11 protein-coding genes are annotated in these 14,436 nt (G+C 53.7%); 3 read left to right on the forward strand and 8 right to left on the reverse strand.

What is annotated here, in order from left to right; genetic code table 11:
• Positions 1 to 99 precede the first annotated feature (99 nt).
• Positions 100 to 1,458, forward strand: a complete 1,359-nt coding sequence (gene glpT, locus HV314_RS08695) for a glycerol-3-phosphate transporter (RefSeq protein ID WP_016153802.1) — start codon at positions 100 to 102, stop codon at positions 1,456 to 1,458.
• A 3-nt stretch (positions 1,459 to 1,461) separates the two neighbouring features.
• On the forward strand, positions 1,462 to 2,529 hold the full coding sequence (gene glpQ / locus HV314_RS08700; RefSeq protein ID WP_016157024.1) for a glycerophosphodiester phosphodiesterase: 1,068 nt from the start codon (positions 1,462 to 1,464) through the stop codon (positions 2,527 to 2,529).
• 172 nt (positions 2,530 to 2,701) lie between these two features.
• On the opposite strand, the gene yfaE is transcribed toward glpQ, so the two are convergent.
• From yfaE to ubiG, 4 genes are all read right to left on the reverse strand, one after another.
• Positions 2,702 to 2,956, reverse strand: coding sequence for a ferredoxin-like diferric-tyrosyl radical cofactor maintenance protein YfaE (yfaE, locus tag HV314_RS08705; protein ID WP_016153800.1), 255 nt, complete (start codon positions 2,954 to 2,956; stop codon positions 2,702 to 2,704).
• Positions 2,956 to 4,086 carry a class Ia ribonucleoside-diphosphate reductase subunit beta gene (gene nrdB / locus HV314_RS08710; protein WP_016153799.1) on the reverse strand — a complete coding sequence of 377 codons (1,131 nt, stop codon included), beginning with the start codon at positions 4,084 to 4,086 and terminating at the stop codon, positions 2,956 to 2,958. The genes yfaE and nrdB overlap by 1 nt, the downstream gene beginning before the upstream one ends.
• A gap of 112 nt (positions 4,087 to 4,198) precedes the next feature.
• The gene (nrdA, locus tag HV314_RS08715) at positions 4,199 to 6,484 is read right to left on the reverse strand and encodes a class 1a ribonucleoside-diphosphate reductase subunit alpha (protein ID WP_016153798.1); all 2,286 of its coding nucleotides are present in this window, start codon (positions 6,482 to 6,484) and stop codon (positions 4,199 to 4,201) included.
• A 443-nt stretch (positions 6,485 to 6,927) separates the two neighbouring features.
• A complete protein-coding gene (ubiG, locus tag HV314_RS08720) occupies positions 6,928 to 7,656 on the reverse strand; it encodes a bifunctional 2-polyprenyl-6-hydroxyphenol methylase/3-demethylubiquinol 3-O-methyltransferase UbiG (protein WP_016157023.1) in 729 nt (242 codons plus the stop codon).
• A 158-nt stretch (positions 7,657 to 7,814) separates the two neighbouring features.
• Here ubiG and gyrA point away from each other — a divergent pair, with 158 nt between their 5' ends.
• Positions 7,815 to 10,451, forward strand: a complete 2,637-nt coding sequence (gene gyrA, locus HV314_RS08725; RefSeq protein WP_049281471.1) for a DNA topoisomerase (ATP-hydrolyzing) subunit A — start codon at positions 7,815 to 7,817, stop codon at positions 10,449 to 10,451.
• A 43-nt stretch (positions 10,452 to 10,494) separates the two neighbouring features.
• On the opposite strand, the gene HV314_RS08730 is transcribed toward gyrA, so the two are convergent.
• From HV314_RS08730 to atoD, 4 genes are read right to left on the reverse strand one after another with little or no spacing between them, the layout of a single operon-like run.
• Positions 10,495 to 11,679 (reverse strand): acetyl-CoA C-acetyltransferase, encoded by a 1,185-nt coding sequence (locus HV314_RS08730; protein WP_181547861.1) that lies wholly within the window; start codon positions 11,677 to 11,679, stop codon positions 10,495 to 10,497.
• A gap of 30 nt (positions 11,680 to 11,709) precedes the next feature.
• Entirely contained in the window at positions 11,710 to 13,032 is a 1,323-nt protein-coding gene (locus tag HV314_RS08735; RefSeq protein WP_016153794.1) for a TIGR00366 family protein, read from the reverse strand.
• Positions 13,029 to 13,679: a 3-oxoacid CoA-transferase subunit B gene (locus HV314_RS08740; RefSeq protein WP_016157021.1), complete on the reverse strand. Its 651-nt coding sequence runs from the start codon at positions 13,677 to 13,679 to the stop codon at positions 13,029 to 13,031. Before HV314_RS08740 ends, HV314_RS08735 begins: the two co-directional genes overlap by 4 nt.
• Before the next feature lie 2 nt (positions 13,680 to 13,681).
• Complete coding sequence (gene atoD / locus HV314_RS08745) at positions 13,682 to 14,341, reverse strand: acetate CoA-transferase subunit alpha (protein WP_019077263.1); 660 nt, start codon at positions 14,339 to 14,341, stop codon at positions 13,682 to 13,684.
• Positions 14,342 to 14,436: the final 95 nt, after the last annotated feature.

Below are 14,436 nucleotides of genomic sequence, written 5' to 3' on the forward strand. Positions count from 1 at the left end.
TATCTTTCCTTAACATCGCGGCCACACTGGGAGCGGTAGGGTAGTAATGACGAACTGCAGTGTTTACTTCGAATGAAAGACGGCCACGGAGGCTACACTATGTTGAGCATTTTTAAACCAGCGTCACACACGGCGCGTTTGCCTGCAGCGGAGATCGACCCGACATATCGTCGATTACGTTGGCAGATCTTTCTGGGGATTTTCTTTGGCTATGCCGCGTACTATCTGGTACGTAAGAACTTTGCCCTTGCGATGCCGTATCTGGTTGAGCAAGGTTTCTCGCGTGGCGATCTGGGTTTTGCGTTATCCGGTATCTCCATTGCTTACGGATTTTCGAAATTCATCATGGGGTCCGTTTCGGATCGCTCGAATCCGCGCGTTTTCCTGCCAGCGGGTCTGATTCTGGCCGCCGCTGTCATGTTGTTCATGGGCTTTGTGCCGTGGGCGACTTCGAGCATTGCGGTTATGTTTGTGCTGCTGTTCCTCTGCGGATGGTTCCAGGGAATGGGGTGGCCGCCGTGTGGTCGTACCATGGTGCACTGGTGGTCGCAGAAAGAGCGTGGGGGCATTGTTTCCGTCTGGAACTGTGCGCACAACGTGGGCGGTGGTCTGCCTCCTCTGTTGTTCCTGCTGGGTATGGCCTGGTTCAATGACTGGAAAGCGGCGCTGTACATGCCTGCTTTCGGTGCGATCGTCGTCGCGCTGTTTGCTTTTGCTCTGATGCGTGATACGCCGCAGTCTTGTGGCCTGCCGCCTATCGAAGAGTACAAGAACGACTACCCGGACGATTACAACGAGAAAGCGGAAGAAGAGCTGACTGCGAAGCAGATCTTCATGCAATACGTACTGCCGAACAAACTGTTGTGGTACATCGCTATCGCCAACGTGTTTGTTTATCTGCTGCGCTACGGCATCCTGGACTGGTCCCCGACCTATCTGAAAGAAGTGAAACATTTCGCGCTGGATAAATCATCCTGGGCCTACTTCCTGTATGAATATGCGGGTATTCCGGGCACGCTGCTGTGCGGCTGGATGTCGGATAAAGTCTTCCGTGGCAACCGTGGTGCGACCGGCGTGTTCTTTATGACGCTGGTGACTATCGCGACTATCGTCTACTGGATGAACCCGGCAGGCAACCCGAACGTGGATATGGCTTGTATGATCATCATCGGCTTCCTGATCTACGGTCCGGTAATGTTGATTGGTCTGCATGCGCTGGAACTGGCACCGAAAAAAGCGGCGGGTACGGCGGCTGGCTTTACCGGTCTGTTCGGTTATCTCGGCGGTTCCGTAGCGGCGAGCGCCATTGTTGGCTATACCGTTGACTTCTTCGGTTGGGACGGCGGCTTTATGGTGATGATTGGCGGTAGCGTGCTGGCGGTTATTCTGCTGGTGGTCGTCATGATTGGCGAAAAACGCCATCACGAAGAGATCGCACTGAAGCGTAACGGGGGCTAATAGATGAAAACCACATTGAAAAGTCTCAGCGTGGCGCTAATGCTGACAGGTATTGTGGTGAGCAGCGCGGCGGTTGCCGCAGAAAAAATCGTGATTGCGCACCGTGGCGCCAGCGGTTATCTACCGGAGCATACGCTGCCAGCAAAAGCGATGGCTTATGCTCAGGGGGCTGATTACCTGGAACAGGATTTGGTGATGACCAAGGACGACCATCTGGTTGTCCTGCATGACCACTACCTTGACCGCGTCACCGATGTTGCCGAGCGTTTCCCGGATCGTGCGCGTAAAGATGGGCGCTACTACGCTATCGACTTTACGCTGGATGAGATTAAATCGCTGAAATTTACCGAAGGCTTTGATATCGAAAATGGCAAAAAGGTCCAGACCTACCCAGGGCGTTTCCCGATGGGTAAATCTGATTTCCGTGTGCACACTTTCGAAGAAGAGATTGAGTTTGTTCAGGGATTAAATCATTCAACCGGTAAAAACATTGGCATTTACCCGGAAATGAAAGCGCCGTGGTTCCATCATCAGGAAGGGAAAGACATTGCGGCTAAGACGCTGGAAGTGCTGAAAAAGTACGGGTACACCGACAAGAACGACAAGGTTTATCTACAGTGTTTTGATGTCGCAGAGTTAAAGCGCATTAAGAATGAACTGGAACCGAAGATGGGGATGGATCTCAATCTGGTACAGTTGATTGCGTACACTGACTGGAATGAAACTCAGGAGAAAAAGCCGGACGGTAGTTGGGTTAATTACAACTACGACTGGATGTTTAAACCGGGTGCCATGAAGCAGGTTGCGCAGTATGCGGACGGCATTGGGCCGGACTATCACATGCTGATTGATGAGAAGTCGAAGAAAGGCAATATCTCGTTAACGGGCATGGTACAGGACGCGCATCAGAATAAGATGGTGGTGCATCCTTATACCGTTCGTGCCGATCAACTGCCGGATTACACCACTGACGTAAACCAGCTGTATGACATTCTGTATAACAAGGCGGGCGTTGACGGGCTGTTCACCGACTTCCCCGACAAAGCAGTGACATTCCTGAATAAAGAGTAATGGCACAAGGTCTGTGATGCACCTCCGGTCACAGGCCTGGTTGGATCAAACGTTATTAACGGCTAGATAAGGCCGTCTGCCGTCAACGTGGCCATACCTACCTCCAGGAGAAATAAAGAGCTGCCGTCCATCGGCGGCTCTTTTTTAGTCGTAATTTTTATCCCGCCACGCGTTACAGCTCTATTTCAATATCACCTTTTGCCCGACAGCAGCAGGGCAAAATTTCGCCTGGCTGAATGAATGCCAGAGGTTCGGCAATCCAGTCGACCTGTCCCGCTACCAGACGGGTACGGCAGGAGCCGCAATAACCTGCGCGGCACTGGTATTCAACTTCAACATTGTGCGATTCGAGCGCGGCAAGCAGGGAAGGGTGTTCATCCTGGCACAGCAGTTGTGTGCCAGAGATGCGCAGAGTAACGCGGCCCATCAGAGCTGGAAGTTACTCAGGTCGTCGGTATCGACTTCCGAATCGATCTGGCCGACCAGGTAAGAGCTGACTTCCACTTCCTGCGGCGCAACCTGCACGTTATCAGACACCAGCCAGGTGTTGATCCATGGGATTGGGTTAGAGCGGGTCTGGAACGGCAAGTCGAGTCCGACAGCCTGCATACGGATGTTGGTGATGTACTCAACGTACTGGCACAGAATGTCTTTATTCAGGCCAATCATTGAGCCGTCACGGAACAGATAATCCGCCCACTCTTTTTCCTGCAGCGCGGCCTGTACGAACAGGTCGTAACATTCTTGTTTACACTCTTCGGCGATTTCCGCCATTTCCGGATCGTCCACGCCGCTGCGCAGCAGATTCAGCATATGCTGGGTCCCGGTCAAATGCAGGGCTTCATCGCGGGCGATCAGGCGAATAATTTTCGCGTTGCCTTCCATCAGTTCACGTTCGGCGAAGGCGAAGGAGCAGGCGAAGCTGACGTAGAAGCGGATCGCTTCCAGCGCGTTCACGCTCATCAGGCACAGATACAGCTTCTTCTTCAGTTCACGCAGGCTTACGACAACCGTTTTACCGTTAACGGTATGCGTGCCCTCGCCCAGCAAATGCCAGTAGCTGGTCATCTCAATCAATTCGTCGTAATAGCTGGAAATGCCTTCCGCGCGTTTCTGGATCTGCTCGTTGGTGACGATGTCATCAAACACCACCGCCGGATCGTTCACGATGTTACGAATGATGTGGGTGTAGGAACGGGAGTGGATCGTTTCTGAAAACGCCCATGTTTCCACCCAGGTTTCCAGCTCAGGGATCGAGATTAACGGCAGCAGCGCCACGTTCGGGCTACGTCCCTGAATGGAGTCCAGCAGCGTCTGATATTTCAGGTTGCTGATGAAGATATGCTTTTCATGTTCCGGCAGCGCCTGGAAGTCGATGCGATCGCGAGAAACATCAACTTCTTCCGGACGCCAGAAGAAAGAGAGCTGCTTTTCGATCAGTTTTTCGAAGATGTCATATTTTTGCTGATCGTAGCGGGCGACGTTCACCGGCTGGCCGAAGAACATCGGTTCCAGAAGTTGGTTATTTTTCGTCTGTGAAAAAGTGGTGTATGCCATTGATGTGAATCCTTTGTGGGATGAGTGCCGGATGGCGTTACAAGCACCCTTTCCGGCCTACAAACCAAGCTACTGTAGGCCGGGTGAGCCTGGTGCCACCCGGCATCGTTCATCAGATCTTACATGCGCCGCTTTCGCAGCCGTCGTCCTGAATGGACGGCACCAGATCGTCCTGAGAATCTTCCGCACCGTCACGGGTGTTTTGATAATACAGCGTTTTCACACCAAATTTGTAGGCGGTGAGCAGGTCTTTCAGTAACTGCTGCATCGGTACTTTTCCGGATGGGAAGCGCGACGGATCATAGTTGGTGTTGGCGGAAATCGACTGATCGATAAATTTCTGCATGATACCTACCAGCTGCAAATAGCCATCGTTGTTCGGCATTTCCCACAGCAGTTCGTACGCGTCGTGCAGGTGTTCGTAGTCCGGCACGACCTGGCGCAGAATACCGTCTTTCGACGCTTTGATGCTCACATAGCCGCGCGGTGGTTCAATACCGTTGGTGGCGTTAGAGATCTGCGAAGAGGTCTCCGATGGCATCAGGGCTGACAGCGTGGAGTTACGCAGACCGTGCGTTTTGATGGATTCGCGCAGTTGTTCCCAATCCAGATGCAGCGGCTCGTTGACAATAGCATCGAGATCTTTTTTATAGGTATCGATCGGCAGAATACCTTTGGAGTAGGTCGTTTCGTTAAACCACGGGCACGCGCCTTGCTCTTTCGCCAGCTCGTTAGAGGCTTTCATCAGGTAATACTGAATGGCTTCAAAGGTTTTGTGAGTCAGGTTGTTCGCGCTGCCGTCAGAATAACGCTTACCGTTTTTCGCCAGCCAGTAGGCGTAGTTGATCACGCCAATACCCAGCGTACGGCGACCCATTGCGCCGCGTTTGGCGGCAGGAATTGGATAATCCTGATAATCGAGCAGCGCATCCAGCGCGCGCACCGCCAATTCAGCCAGCTCTTCCAGCTCGTCCAGGCTGTTGATAGCACCGAGGTTAAATGCGGACAGCGTACACAGCGCAATTTCGCCGTTTTCGTCGTTAACGTCGGTCAGCGGTTTGGTCGGCAGGGCGATTTCCAGGCACAGGTTAGACTGGCGCACCGGAGCGACAATTGGATCAAACGGGCTATGAGTGTTGCAGTGGTCAACGTTCTGAATATAGATACGCCCGGTAGAGGCACGTTCCTGCATCATCAGTGAGAACAGCTCAACGGCTTTCACGCGTTGCTTGCGGATACTGTCGTCGTTTTCATATTTGGTGTACAGACGTTCGAATTCGTCCTGGTCAGCGAAGAACGCATCATACAGGCCTGGAACGTCGGACGGGCTGAACAGCGTGATGTCGCCGCCCTTCAGCAGACGGGTGTACATCAGTTTGTTGATCTGTACGCCGTAGTCCATATGACGCACGCGGTTGCCTTCGACGCCACGGTTGTTTTTCAGGACCAGCAGGCTTTCAACTTCCAGGTGCCACATCGGGTAGAACAGCGTTGCAGCACCGCCGCGTACGCCGCCCTGGGAGCAGGATTTTACCGCGGTCTGGAAGTGCTTGTAGAACGGAATACAACCGGTGTGGAACGCTTCACCGCCGCGGATCGGGCTACCCAGCGCACGGATGCGACCGGCGTTGATACCGATGCCGGCGCGCTGGGAAACGTATTTCACAATCGCGCTGGAGGTGGCGTTGATGGAGTCCAGGCTGTCGCCGCACTCGATCAGTACGCAGGAGCTGAACTGACGGGTAGGGGTGCGCACGCCGGACATAATCGGCGTCGGCAGCGAAATTTTAAACGTAGAAACGGCGTCGTAGAAACGTTTTACGTATTGCAGACGCGTTTCACGCGGATAGTTAGAGAACAGGCAGGCCGCTACCAGAATGTAGAGGAACTGCGCGCTTTCATAAATCTCACCGGTAACACGGTTTTGTACCAGGTATTTACCTTCTAACTGCTTCACCGCAGCGTAGGAGAAGGTCATATCACGGTCGTGTACGATGAACGAGTCCATCTGCTTGAACTCTTCTTCCGTGTAGTCTTCCAGCAGATGATTGTCGTATTTGCCCATTTCAACCATTTTCACGACATGGTCGAACAGTTTCGGCGGTTCAAACTCACCGTAGGCTTTTTTGCGCAGATGGAAAATCGCCAGGCGAGCAGCCAGGTACTGATAATCCGGTGCCTCGCGGGAGATCAGGTCGGCGGCAGCTTTGATGATTGTTTCATGGATATCGGATGTCTTGATACCGTCATAAAACTGAATGTGGGAGCGCAACTCGACCTGAGAAATCGATACGTTATTCAGTCCTTCTGCCGCCCAATCCAGAACTCGGTGGATTTTGTCGAGATTGATGCGCTCTGTACTACCATCACGCTTTGTCACCAGCAGACTCTGATTCATGTGGTTTTTTACCTGTCCGTGAAAGAAAAAATATCCCCCATATTATCCACAAAGTCATGTTGTGACTAAGTCTGTGGATAAATACTATATGTAGGGGTTGTTTGATAAAGTAGACGCTATATGGTGAGTATTCTAGTAGGGATTCTTTTCAGTACAAGAGTTGATTTTGAGGTTAAATTGAGGTTGCAAAAGGGTAATAATCGCTAAGTGCGCGTCTTATAAGGCCTGGCGAGGATGTCAATAATTGAGAAAAAAAATAGAAAATTTGATCGAGTGCTGATTTCTTCATCTAAGGCAAGGTAAGTTCTTATGACCTGGCGCAAAAATTGCCCTGACGATCCTACTCAGGATTGGTAGGCGATGCGCAGGCCCGAAAGCTGCGCACTATCAGGTACGGTGCCGGATTGCGGCGTTGCACGCCTTATCCGGCCGGGTGGAGGAGGTTAATCTGCTTGCGCGGTAGTGTGTAGCATATAGTTCACATCAACGCCGGGGCCGAGTTTAAAACTGTTGGTGATCGGGTTGTAGTGCAGGCCGGTCATATGACGCTCTTTCAGCACGGTCTGGTCAACCCACTCTAACAGTTCAGCCGGCTTAATGAATTTTTTCACATCATGCGTGCCTTTCGGCACCATACGCAAAATATATTCCGCGCCGACCACCGCCATTAGCCAGGATTTGCCGTTGCGATTAAGCGTGGAGAAAAACACTTCGCCGCCCGGTTTGACCAGTCTGGCGCAGGCCCTGACCACCGACTGCGGGTCCGGTACGTGCTCCAGCATTTCCATGCAGGTCACAACGTCATACTGATGCGCATGTTTTTCCGCATGTTCTTCAACCGTTTCTTGAACGTATTCCACCTGGATGCCACTCTCCAGCGCATGCAGTTTTGCTACCTGTAACGGTTCAAAGCCCATGTCCAGCCCGGTGACGGTTGCGCCTTCGCGCGCCATGCTTTCCGCCAGAATGCCGCCGCCGCAGCCGACGTCGAGTACCTTTTTACCAAACAGGCCGCCTGAGCGCTCCGTGATATAGCCCAGGCGCAGCGGGTTAATACGGTGCAGTGGCTTAAATTCACCCTCAAGATCCCACCAGCGTGACGCGACTGCTTCAAACTTGGCAATTTCTTCCTGATCAACGTTGTGAGTTACCGGAGGTTTTTCGGCATTCATTGGGGCTTCTACTCCTAAATTTGCGATGCAAATGAGTATATCAGCCTGACGGGATGAATAAAGCCTCTGTCAGGGGGAATCCATTTACCTGAATCTGCACGGATGTGTTATAATTTGCGACCTTTGAATCCGGGATACAGTAGAGGGATAGCGGTTAGATGAGCGACCTTGCGAGAGAAATTACACCGGTCAACATTGAGGAAGAGCTGAAGAGCTCCTATCTGGATTATGCGATGTCGGTCATTGTTGGCCGTGCGCTGCCGGACGTCCGAGATGGCCTGAAGCCGGTTCACCGTCGCGTACTTTACGCCATGAACGTATTGGGCAACGACTGGAATAAAGCCTATAAAAAATCTGCCCGTGTCGTTGGTGACGTAATCGGTAAATACCACCCTCATGGTGATATCGCCGTTTACGACACCATTGTTCGTATGGCGCAGCCATTCTCCTTGCGTTACATGCTGGTAGATGGTCAGGGTAACTTTGGTTCTGTCGATGGCGACTCCGCAGCGGCGATGCGTTATACGGAAATCCGTATGTCGAAAATCGCCCATGAGCTGATGGCTGACCTGGAAAAAGAAACGGTGGATTTCGTCGATAACTACGACGGCACCGAACAAATTCCTGACGTCATGCCAACCAAAATTCCTAACCTGCTGGTGAACGGCTCGTCCGGTATCGCGGTAGGTATGGCGACCAACATTCCGCCGCACAACCTGACGGAAGTGATCAACGGCTGCCTGGCATACATTGACGATGAAGACATCAGCATTGAAGGGCTGATGGAACATATTCCGGGTCCGGACTTCCCGACCGCCGCGATCATCAACGGTCGTCGTGGTATTGAAGAAGCCTACCGTACCGGCCGTGGCAAAGTGTACATTCGCGCGCGCGCGGAAGTCGAAGCGGATGCCAAAACTGGCCGTGAAACCATCATCGTCCATGAAATTCCGTATCAGGTGAACAAAGCGCGCCTGATCGAGAAAATCGCCGAGCTGGTAAAAGACAAACGCGTTGAAGGTATCAGCGCGCTGCGTGACGAGTCTGACAAAGACGGTATGCGCATCGTGATTGAAGTGAAACGCGACGCAGTCGGGGAAGTGGTTCTGAACAACCTCTACTCCCAGACCCAACTGCAGGTTTCTTTCGGTATCAACATGGTTGCGTTGCACCATGGACAGCCGAAAATCATGAACCTGAAAGATATTATTGCTGCGTTTGTACGTCACCGCCGTGAAGTCGTAACCCGCCGTACTATCTTTGAACTGCGTAAAGCCCGCGACCGTGCGCACATCCTTGAAGCGCTGGCGATTGCGCTGGCGAACATCGATCCGATCATCGAACTGATCCGCCGTGCGCCAACCCCGGCAGAAGCGAAAGCAGCGCTGGTCGCGCGTTCGTGGGAGCTGGGTAACGTTTCTGCCATGTTGGAACGTGCCGGCGATGATGCCGCGCGTCCTGAATGGCTGGAACCGGAATTTGGCGTGCGTGACGGTCAGTACTACCTTACTGAACAGCAGGCCCAGGCCATTCTGGATCTGCGTTTGCAGAAACTGACCGGCCTTGAGCACGAAAAACTGCTCGACGAATACAAAGAGCTGCTGGAGCAGATCGCTGAACTGCTGCACATTCTGGGCAGCGCCGATCGTCTGATGGAAGTCATCCGTGAAGAGATGGAGCTGATTCGTGAACAGTTCGGCGACGCACGTCGGACCGAAATCACCGCGAACAGCGCTGACATCAACATCGAAGATCTGATTAGCCAGGAAGATGTTGTCGTGACCTTGTCTCATCAGGGCTACGTGAAATATCAGCCGTTAACCGATTACGAAGCGCAGCGTCGTGGCGGTAAAGGCAAATCTGCAGCACGAATTAAAGAAGAAGACTTTATCGACCGCCTGCTGGTGGCCAACACCCATGACACGATCCTCTGCTTCTCCAGCCGCGGTCGTTTGTACTGGATGAAGGTTTATCAGTTGCCGGAAGCAAGCCGTGGTGCGCGTGGACGTCCTATCGTCAACCTGCTGCCACTGGAAGCTAACGAACGTATCACCGCAATTCTGCCAGTACGTGAGTACGAAGAAGGCGTCAACGTCTTCATGGCAACCGCCAGCGGTACCGTGAAGAAAACAGCGCTGACCGAGTTCAGCCGTCCGCGTTCAGCCGGTATCATTGCGGTTAACCTGAACGAAGGCGATGAGCTGATTGGCGTTGACCTGACGTCTGGTAGTGATGAAGTTATGCTGTTCTCTGCTGCCGGTAAAGTGGTGCGCTTCAAAGAGGGGGCTGTTCGTCCGATGGGACGTACCGCGACCGGCGTACGCGGTATCAAACTGGCGGAAAGCGACAGCGTGGTATCGCTGATCGTTCCGCGTGGTGAAGGTGCTATCCTGACCGTTACCCAGAACGGCTACGGTAAGCGTACGGCGGCGGAAGAGTATCCGACCAAGTCTCGTGCGACCCAGGGCGTTATCTCCATCAAAGTCACCGAGCGCAACGGTTCCGTTGTCGGCGCAGTGCAGGTTGAAGATACCGACCAGATCATGATGATCACCGATGCAGGTACGCTGGTGCGTACTCGCGTGTCGGAAATCAGCGTGGTAGGGCGTAACACCCAGGGCGTTATCCTCATCCGTACTGCGGAAGATGAAAACGTTGTGGGTCTGCAACGCGTTGCTGAACCGGTTGATGATGAAGAGCTCGACTCCATCGACGGTAGCGCTGCTGAAGGGGACGAGGATATCGCGCCTGAAGCGGAAAGCGATGACGATGCAGCGGACGACGCTGAAGAGTAATTAAGACGTGATAAAAAGGGCCGGAAATATCCGGCCCTTTTTTTTAATTCATTCGCTCCACTATCATCGCAATGCCCTGACCGCCGCCGATGCACAGCGTGGCCAGTCCAAGCGTTTGATCCCGTGCCTGTAGCGCATGCAGCAGCGTCACCAGTATTCGCGCGCCGCTGGCGCCAATAGGGTGTCCCAGCGCAATTGCCCCACCGTTGACGTTAACCTTTTGCGGATCAAATCCCAGCGTTTTACCGACGGCAAGAAACTGAGCGGCAAACGCTTCGTTGGCTTCGATCAGATCGATATCAGAAAGCTGTAAGCCACTCAGTTGCAGTGCCTTCAGCGTGGCGGGAACCGGCCCCATCCCCATCATAGCCGGAGCTACGCCGCCACTGGCCCAGGCTTTGATCCGCGCTAATGGCTTCAGCCCAGCCTCCAGTGCTGCGGACTCTTCCATTATCACTAATGCCGCTGCACCGTCGTTGATCCCCGAGGCGTTACCTGCGGTGACGGTTCCTGCTTTATCGAAGGCTGGACGCAATGCGGCGAGGCCTTCGGCCGTCGAGTCAGCTTTGGGGAATTCGTCACGCTCAAAGATGATGGTTTTCTTCCGTGATGACACGCTGACGGGCACGATTTCAGCCTCAAATGCGCCAGACTCGATTGCGGCAACGGCTTTACGCTGCGACTGTAGAGCCAGTTCATCCTGCATTTCGCGGCTGATGCCATACTCTTTGGCAACATTTTCTGCAGTGATCCCCATGTGGTAACCATGCTCGGCGCAGATCAGGCCATCGCGCAGAATCACGTCGGACAATTGCCCGTCACCGAGGCGATAGCCCCAGCGGGCTTTTGCATCTAACAGGTAGGGGGCAAGGCTCATGTTTTCCATCCCTCCCGCGACGATCGCCTGGGCTTGTCCGGCCTTGATAGCGAGGGCGGCAAGCGCCACGCTTTTCAGGCCAGAGCCGCACACTTTGTTGACGGTAAAGCCGCAAACGGTGTCGGACAGGCCGCTTTTTAATAATGCCTGACGCGCTGGGTTTTGCCCGAGTCCTGACTGCAGCACGTTGCCCATAATCACCTCGTCCACGCGCTGTGGGTCAAGGTGCGCGCGTTCAAGAGCGGCTCTAATGACGATTGATCCAAGCTCGACGGCACCCGTAGTTGCCAGTGCGCCGTTAAAACTGCCGATTGCGGTACGTGCCGCGCTGACGATGACACAGTTTTTCATTTTTCAGTTCCTTTAATTAAGTTGTTGCCGTCAGAACAAGGTCAATCCAATAACAAAAATGACGCCGGAGAAGAGCAGGGCGGTGATGCAGTAGCCCATAATGTCGCGTACTCCGAGACCGGCGATGGCCAGCGCGGGTAGCGCCCAGAACGGTTGTGCCATGTTCATCCACTGCTCACCGTAGGCGATGGCCATGACTGATTTGCCAAGATCGGCACCCAGCGCCTGAGCGGCAGGCATGACGAACGGTCCCTGAATAACCCAATGGCCACCGCCGGATGGCACGGCAAAGTTAATCAGGGCTGAACTGAAGAAAGTCATCAGTGGGAAGGTATCTTTGTTGGCAACGTTGATGAAAAATTCAGTAATGAGCCCACCGAGGCCGGAGTGCTCCATCATCAACTGAATGCCGGCATAGAAGGGGAATTGCACCAGAATCCCGGCGGTGCTGCGTGCCGCAGCACTGACGGCGCGCATATAGGCCATCGGCGTTTTGTGCAGCAGCAGACCGGCAATCATAAACATCAGGTTGACGGTATTGATGGTGATGTTGAAACCCTTCTCGGCAAAGTAGATACCCAGATAGGCAATCCCTAATGCACCGATGATCAGCGCCAGAATGCGGCTCTCTTCCAGTTTTTCAGATGGCGGCGCATCCGGCGGCAGTTTCTTTTGAAAATCAGCTTCTTCCAATAAAAGTTTCGGATCGATGCTCACCACATCTGAAGGTTTTGGCGTCATCATCCGGGTGATAAACGGCATCACCACAATCAGGCCGAGCGTGATGAAAATATTGAAACCGGTGAACAGGGTATCCGCGACAGGAATGAGGCCCGCTACGTGCTCGACCGGGTTGCCAGGCGTTGCCGCCAGCAAAGGCATTGAGCCGGAGAAGCCGCCGCCCCAGGTCAGGAACCCGATGTAGGCGCAGGCAATCAGTAACGGATAATCGGAACCCGGTACCCGACGAGCAACTTCGCGGGCGAACATCGCCCCGACCACCAGACCAAATCCCCAGTTAATAACGCAGGCAACTGAACCAAAAAAAGTCACCAGCATGACGCCCTGAGCGGGGGTTTTGGCGGCGGATGCCGCCGTACGCAGCAGGCTTTTCACCGGCCCGGAACTGGCTAACGCATGGCCGGTTACGATGATCAGCGCCATCTGCATACCAAACGCCAGAAGGTTCCAGAAACCGTCACCCCAGAATTTCACCATGCTGATGGGGGTCTGCGGCGTTAACCACAGCGCGATGCCAAAGGTCAGCAACGTTAATAACATGGCGAAAATCAGTGGGTCGGGCAGCCAGCGGCTGACTACCCGTGTCATAAAGCGAGCGATGCGGCCAATCATGCGTCACCTCGCAGAATGCGCAGATCGTCGGCAATTTCAAACTGTGCTTCGGTTTTTTCACATAGCGTGGCGATGTCGCATCCTTCGACGATTTCAGTCAGCCACATCTTGCCATCTATAAAGCGGAATACAGCCAGCTCGGTGACCAGCATATGCACAGCATGCTGCGCGGTGAGCGGCATGGTGCATTGACGCAGGATTTTTGCTGAGCCGTCTTTTGCGCAATGCTCCATGGCGATAATGACTTTACGCGCACCGGTCACCAGATCCATTGCGCCACCCATGCCGGGCACCATCTTGCCGGGAACCACCCAGTTGGCGAGGTTTGCCTGCTCATCGACCTGCAACCCGCCAAGCACACAGGCATCAACATGACCGCCGCGAATCAACGCGAACGACATGGCGCTATCAAACATCGCCGCGCCCGGCAAAATACCGCACGGTTGGCCGCCCGCGTTCACCAGGTCAGGATGGGCGGTGGTGACTGGGCCCAGCCCCAGAAAACCGTTCTCAGATTGCAGCGTAATGTGAATATCAGCAGGTAAGTAGTTGGCTACCATCGTTGGCAGGCCGATACCTAAGTTGACGATATCGCCATCGCGAAGTTCTTGCGCCACCCGGCGCGCAATACGTTGTTTAGCATCCATGATTAGCTCTCCTGTGGAATGACGATATGGTCGATAACGGCGGCGGGGGTCACAATCTGGTCAGGCTGCAGCTCCCCTGTTTCAACTATTTCGTCCGGTTCGACCAGCGTGATGTCAGCGGCGAGGGCAATCAGAGGGTTAAAGTTACGGGCGCTGAGCTGGTAGGTGAGGTTGCCAAGCATGTCAGAGCGGTGGGCGCGAATAAGCGCTAAATCGGCGCGTAAAGGGCGTTCAAGCAGCCAGGTTTTACCCTCAAGCGTCATGGTTTGCTTACCTTCTTCCACGATGGTGCCAACGCCCGTGGGGGTGAGAAAGCCGCCAAGACCCGCGCCGCCGCAGCGAATCTGTTCGATCAGGGTACCTTGCGGAACCAGCTGTACATCCATCTCGCCGGCAATCATGCGACGACCGGTTTCCGGGTTTGTACCAATGTGCGAGGCAATCACTTTGCTCACCCGCCCATTGACGATCAGGGGTCCGATACCGGTATCGACAAAGGCGGTATCGTTAGCAATCAGCGTCAGATCTCTGACGCCGGACTCCAGCAGGGCTTCAACCAGACGAGGTGGTGTGCCAACGCCCATAAAACCACCGACCATGATGGTCATGCCGTCACGAAAGAAGCCCGCAGCGTCTTGTAAGGTAATCAGTTTTGTTTTCATTATGTTTCCCTTTTTGCATACTCCATTTTGGGTACGCTCAGGGAATTGCAAGCAGGGTGCCAGAATGACTAAAGAAACGTATTAATGTTTAGTTG

This window comes from Citrobacter sp. RHBSTW-00887 (assembly GCF_013728095.1).
GTDB lineage: Bacteria > Pseudomonadota > Gammaproteobacteria > Enterobacterales > Enterobacteriaceae > Citrobacter > Citrobacter braakii.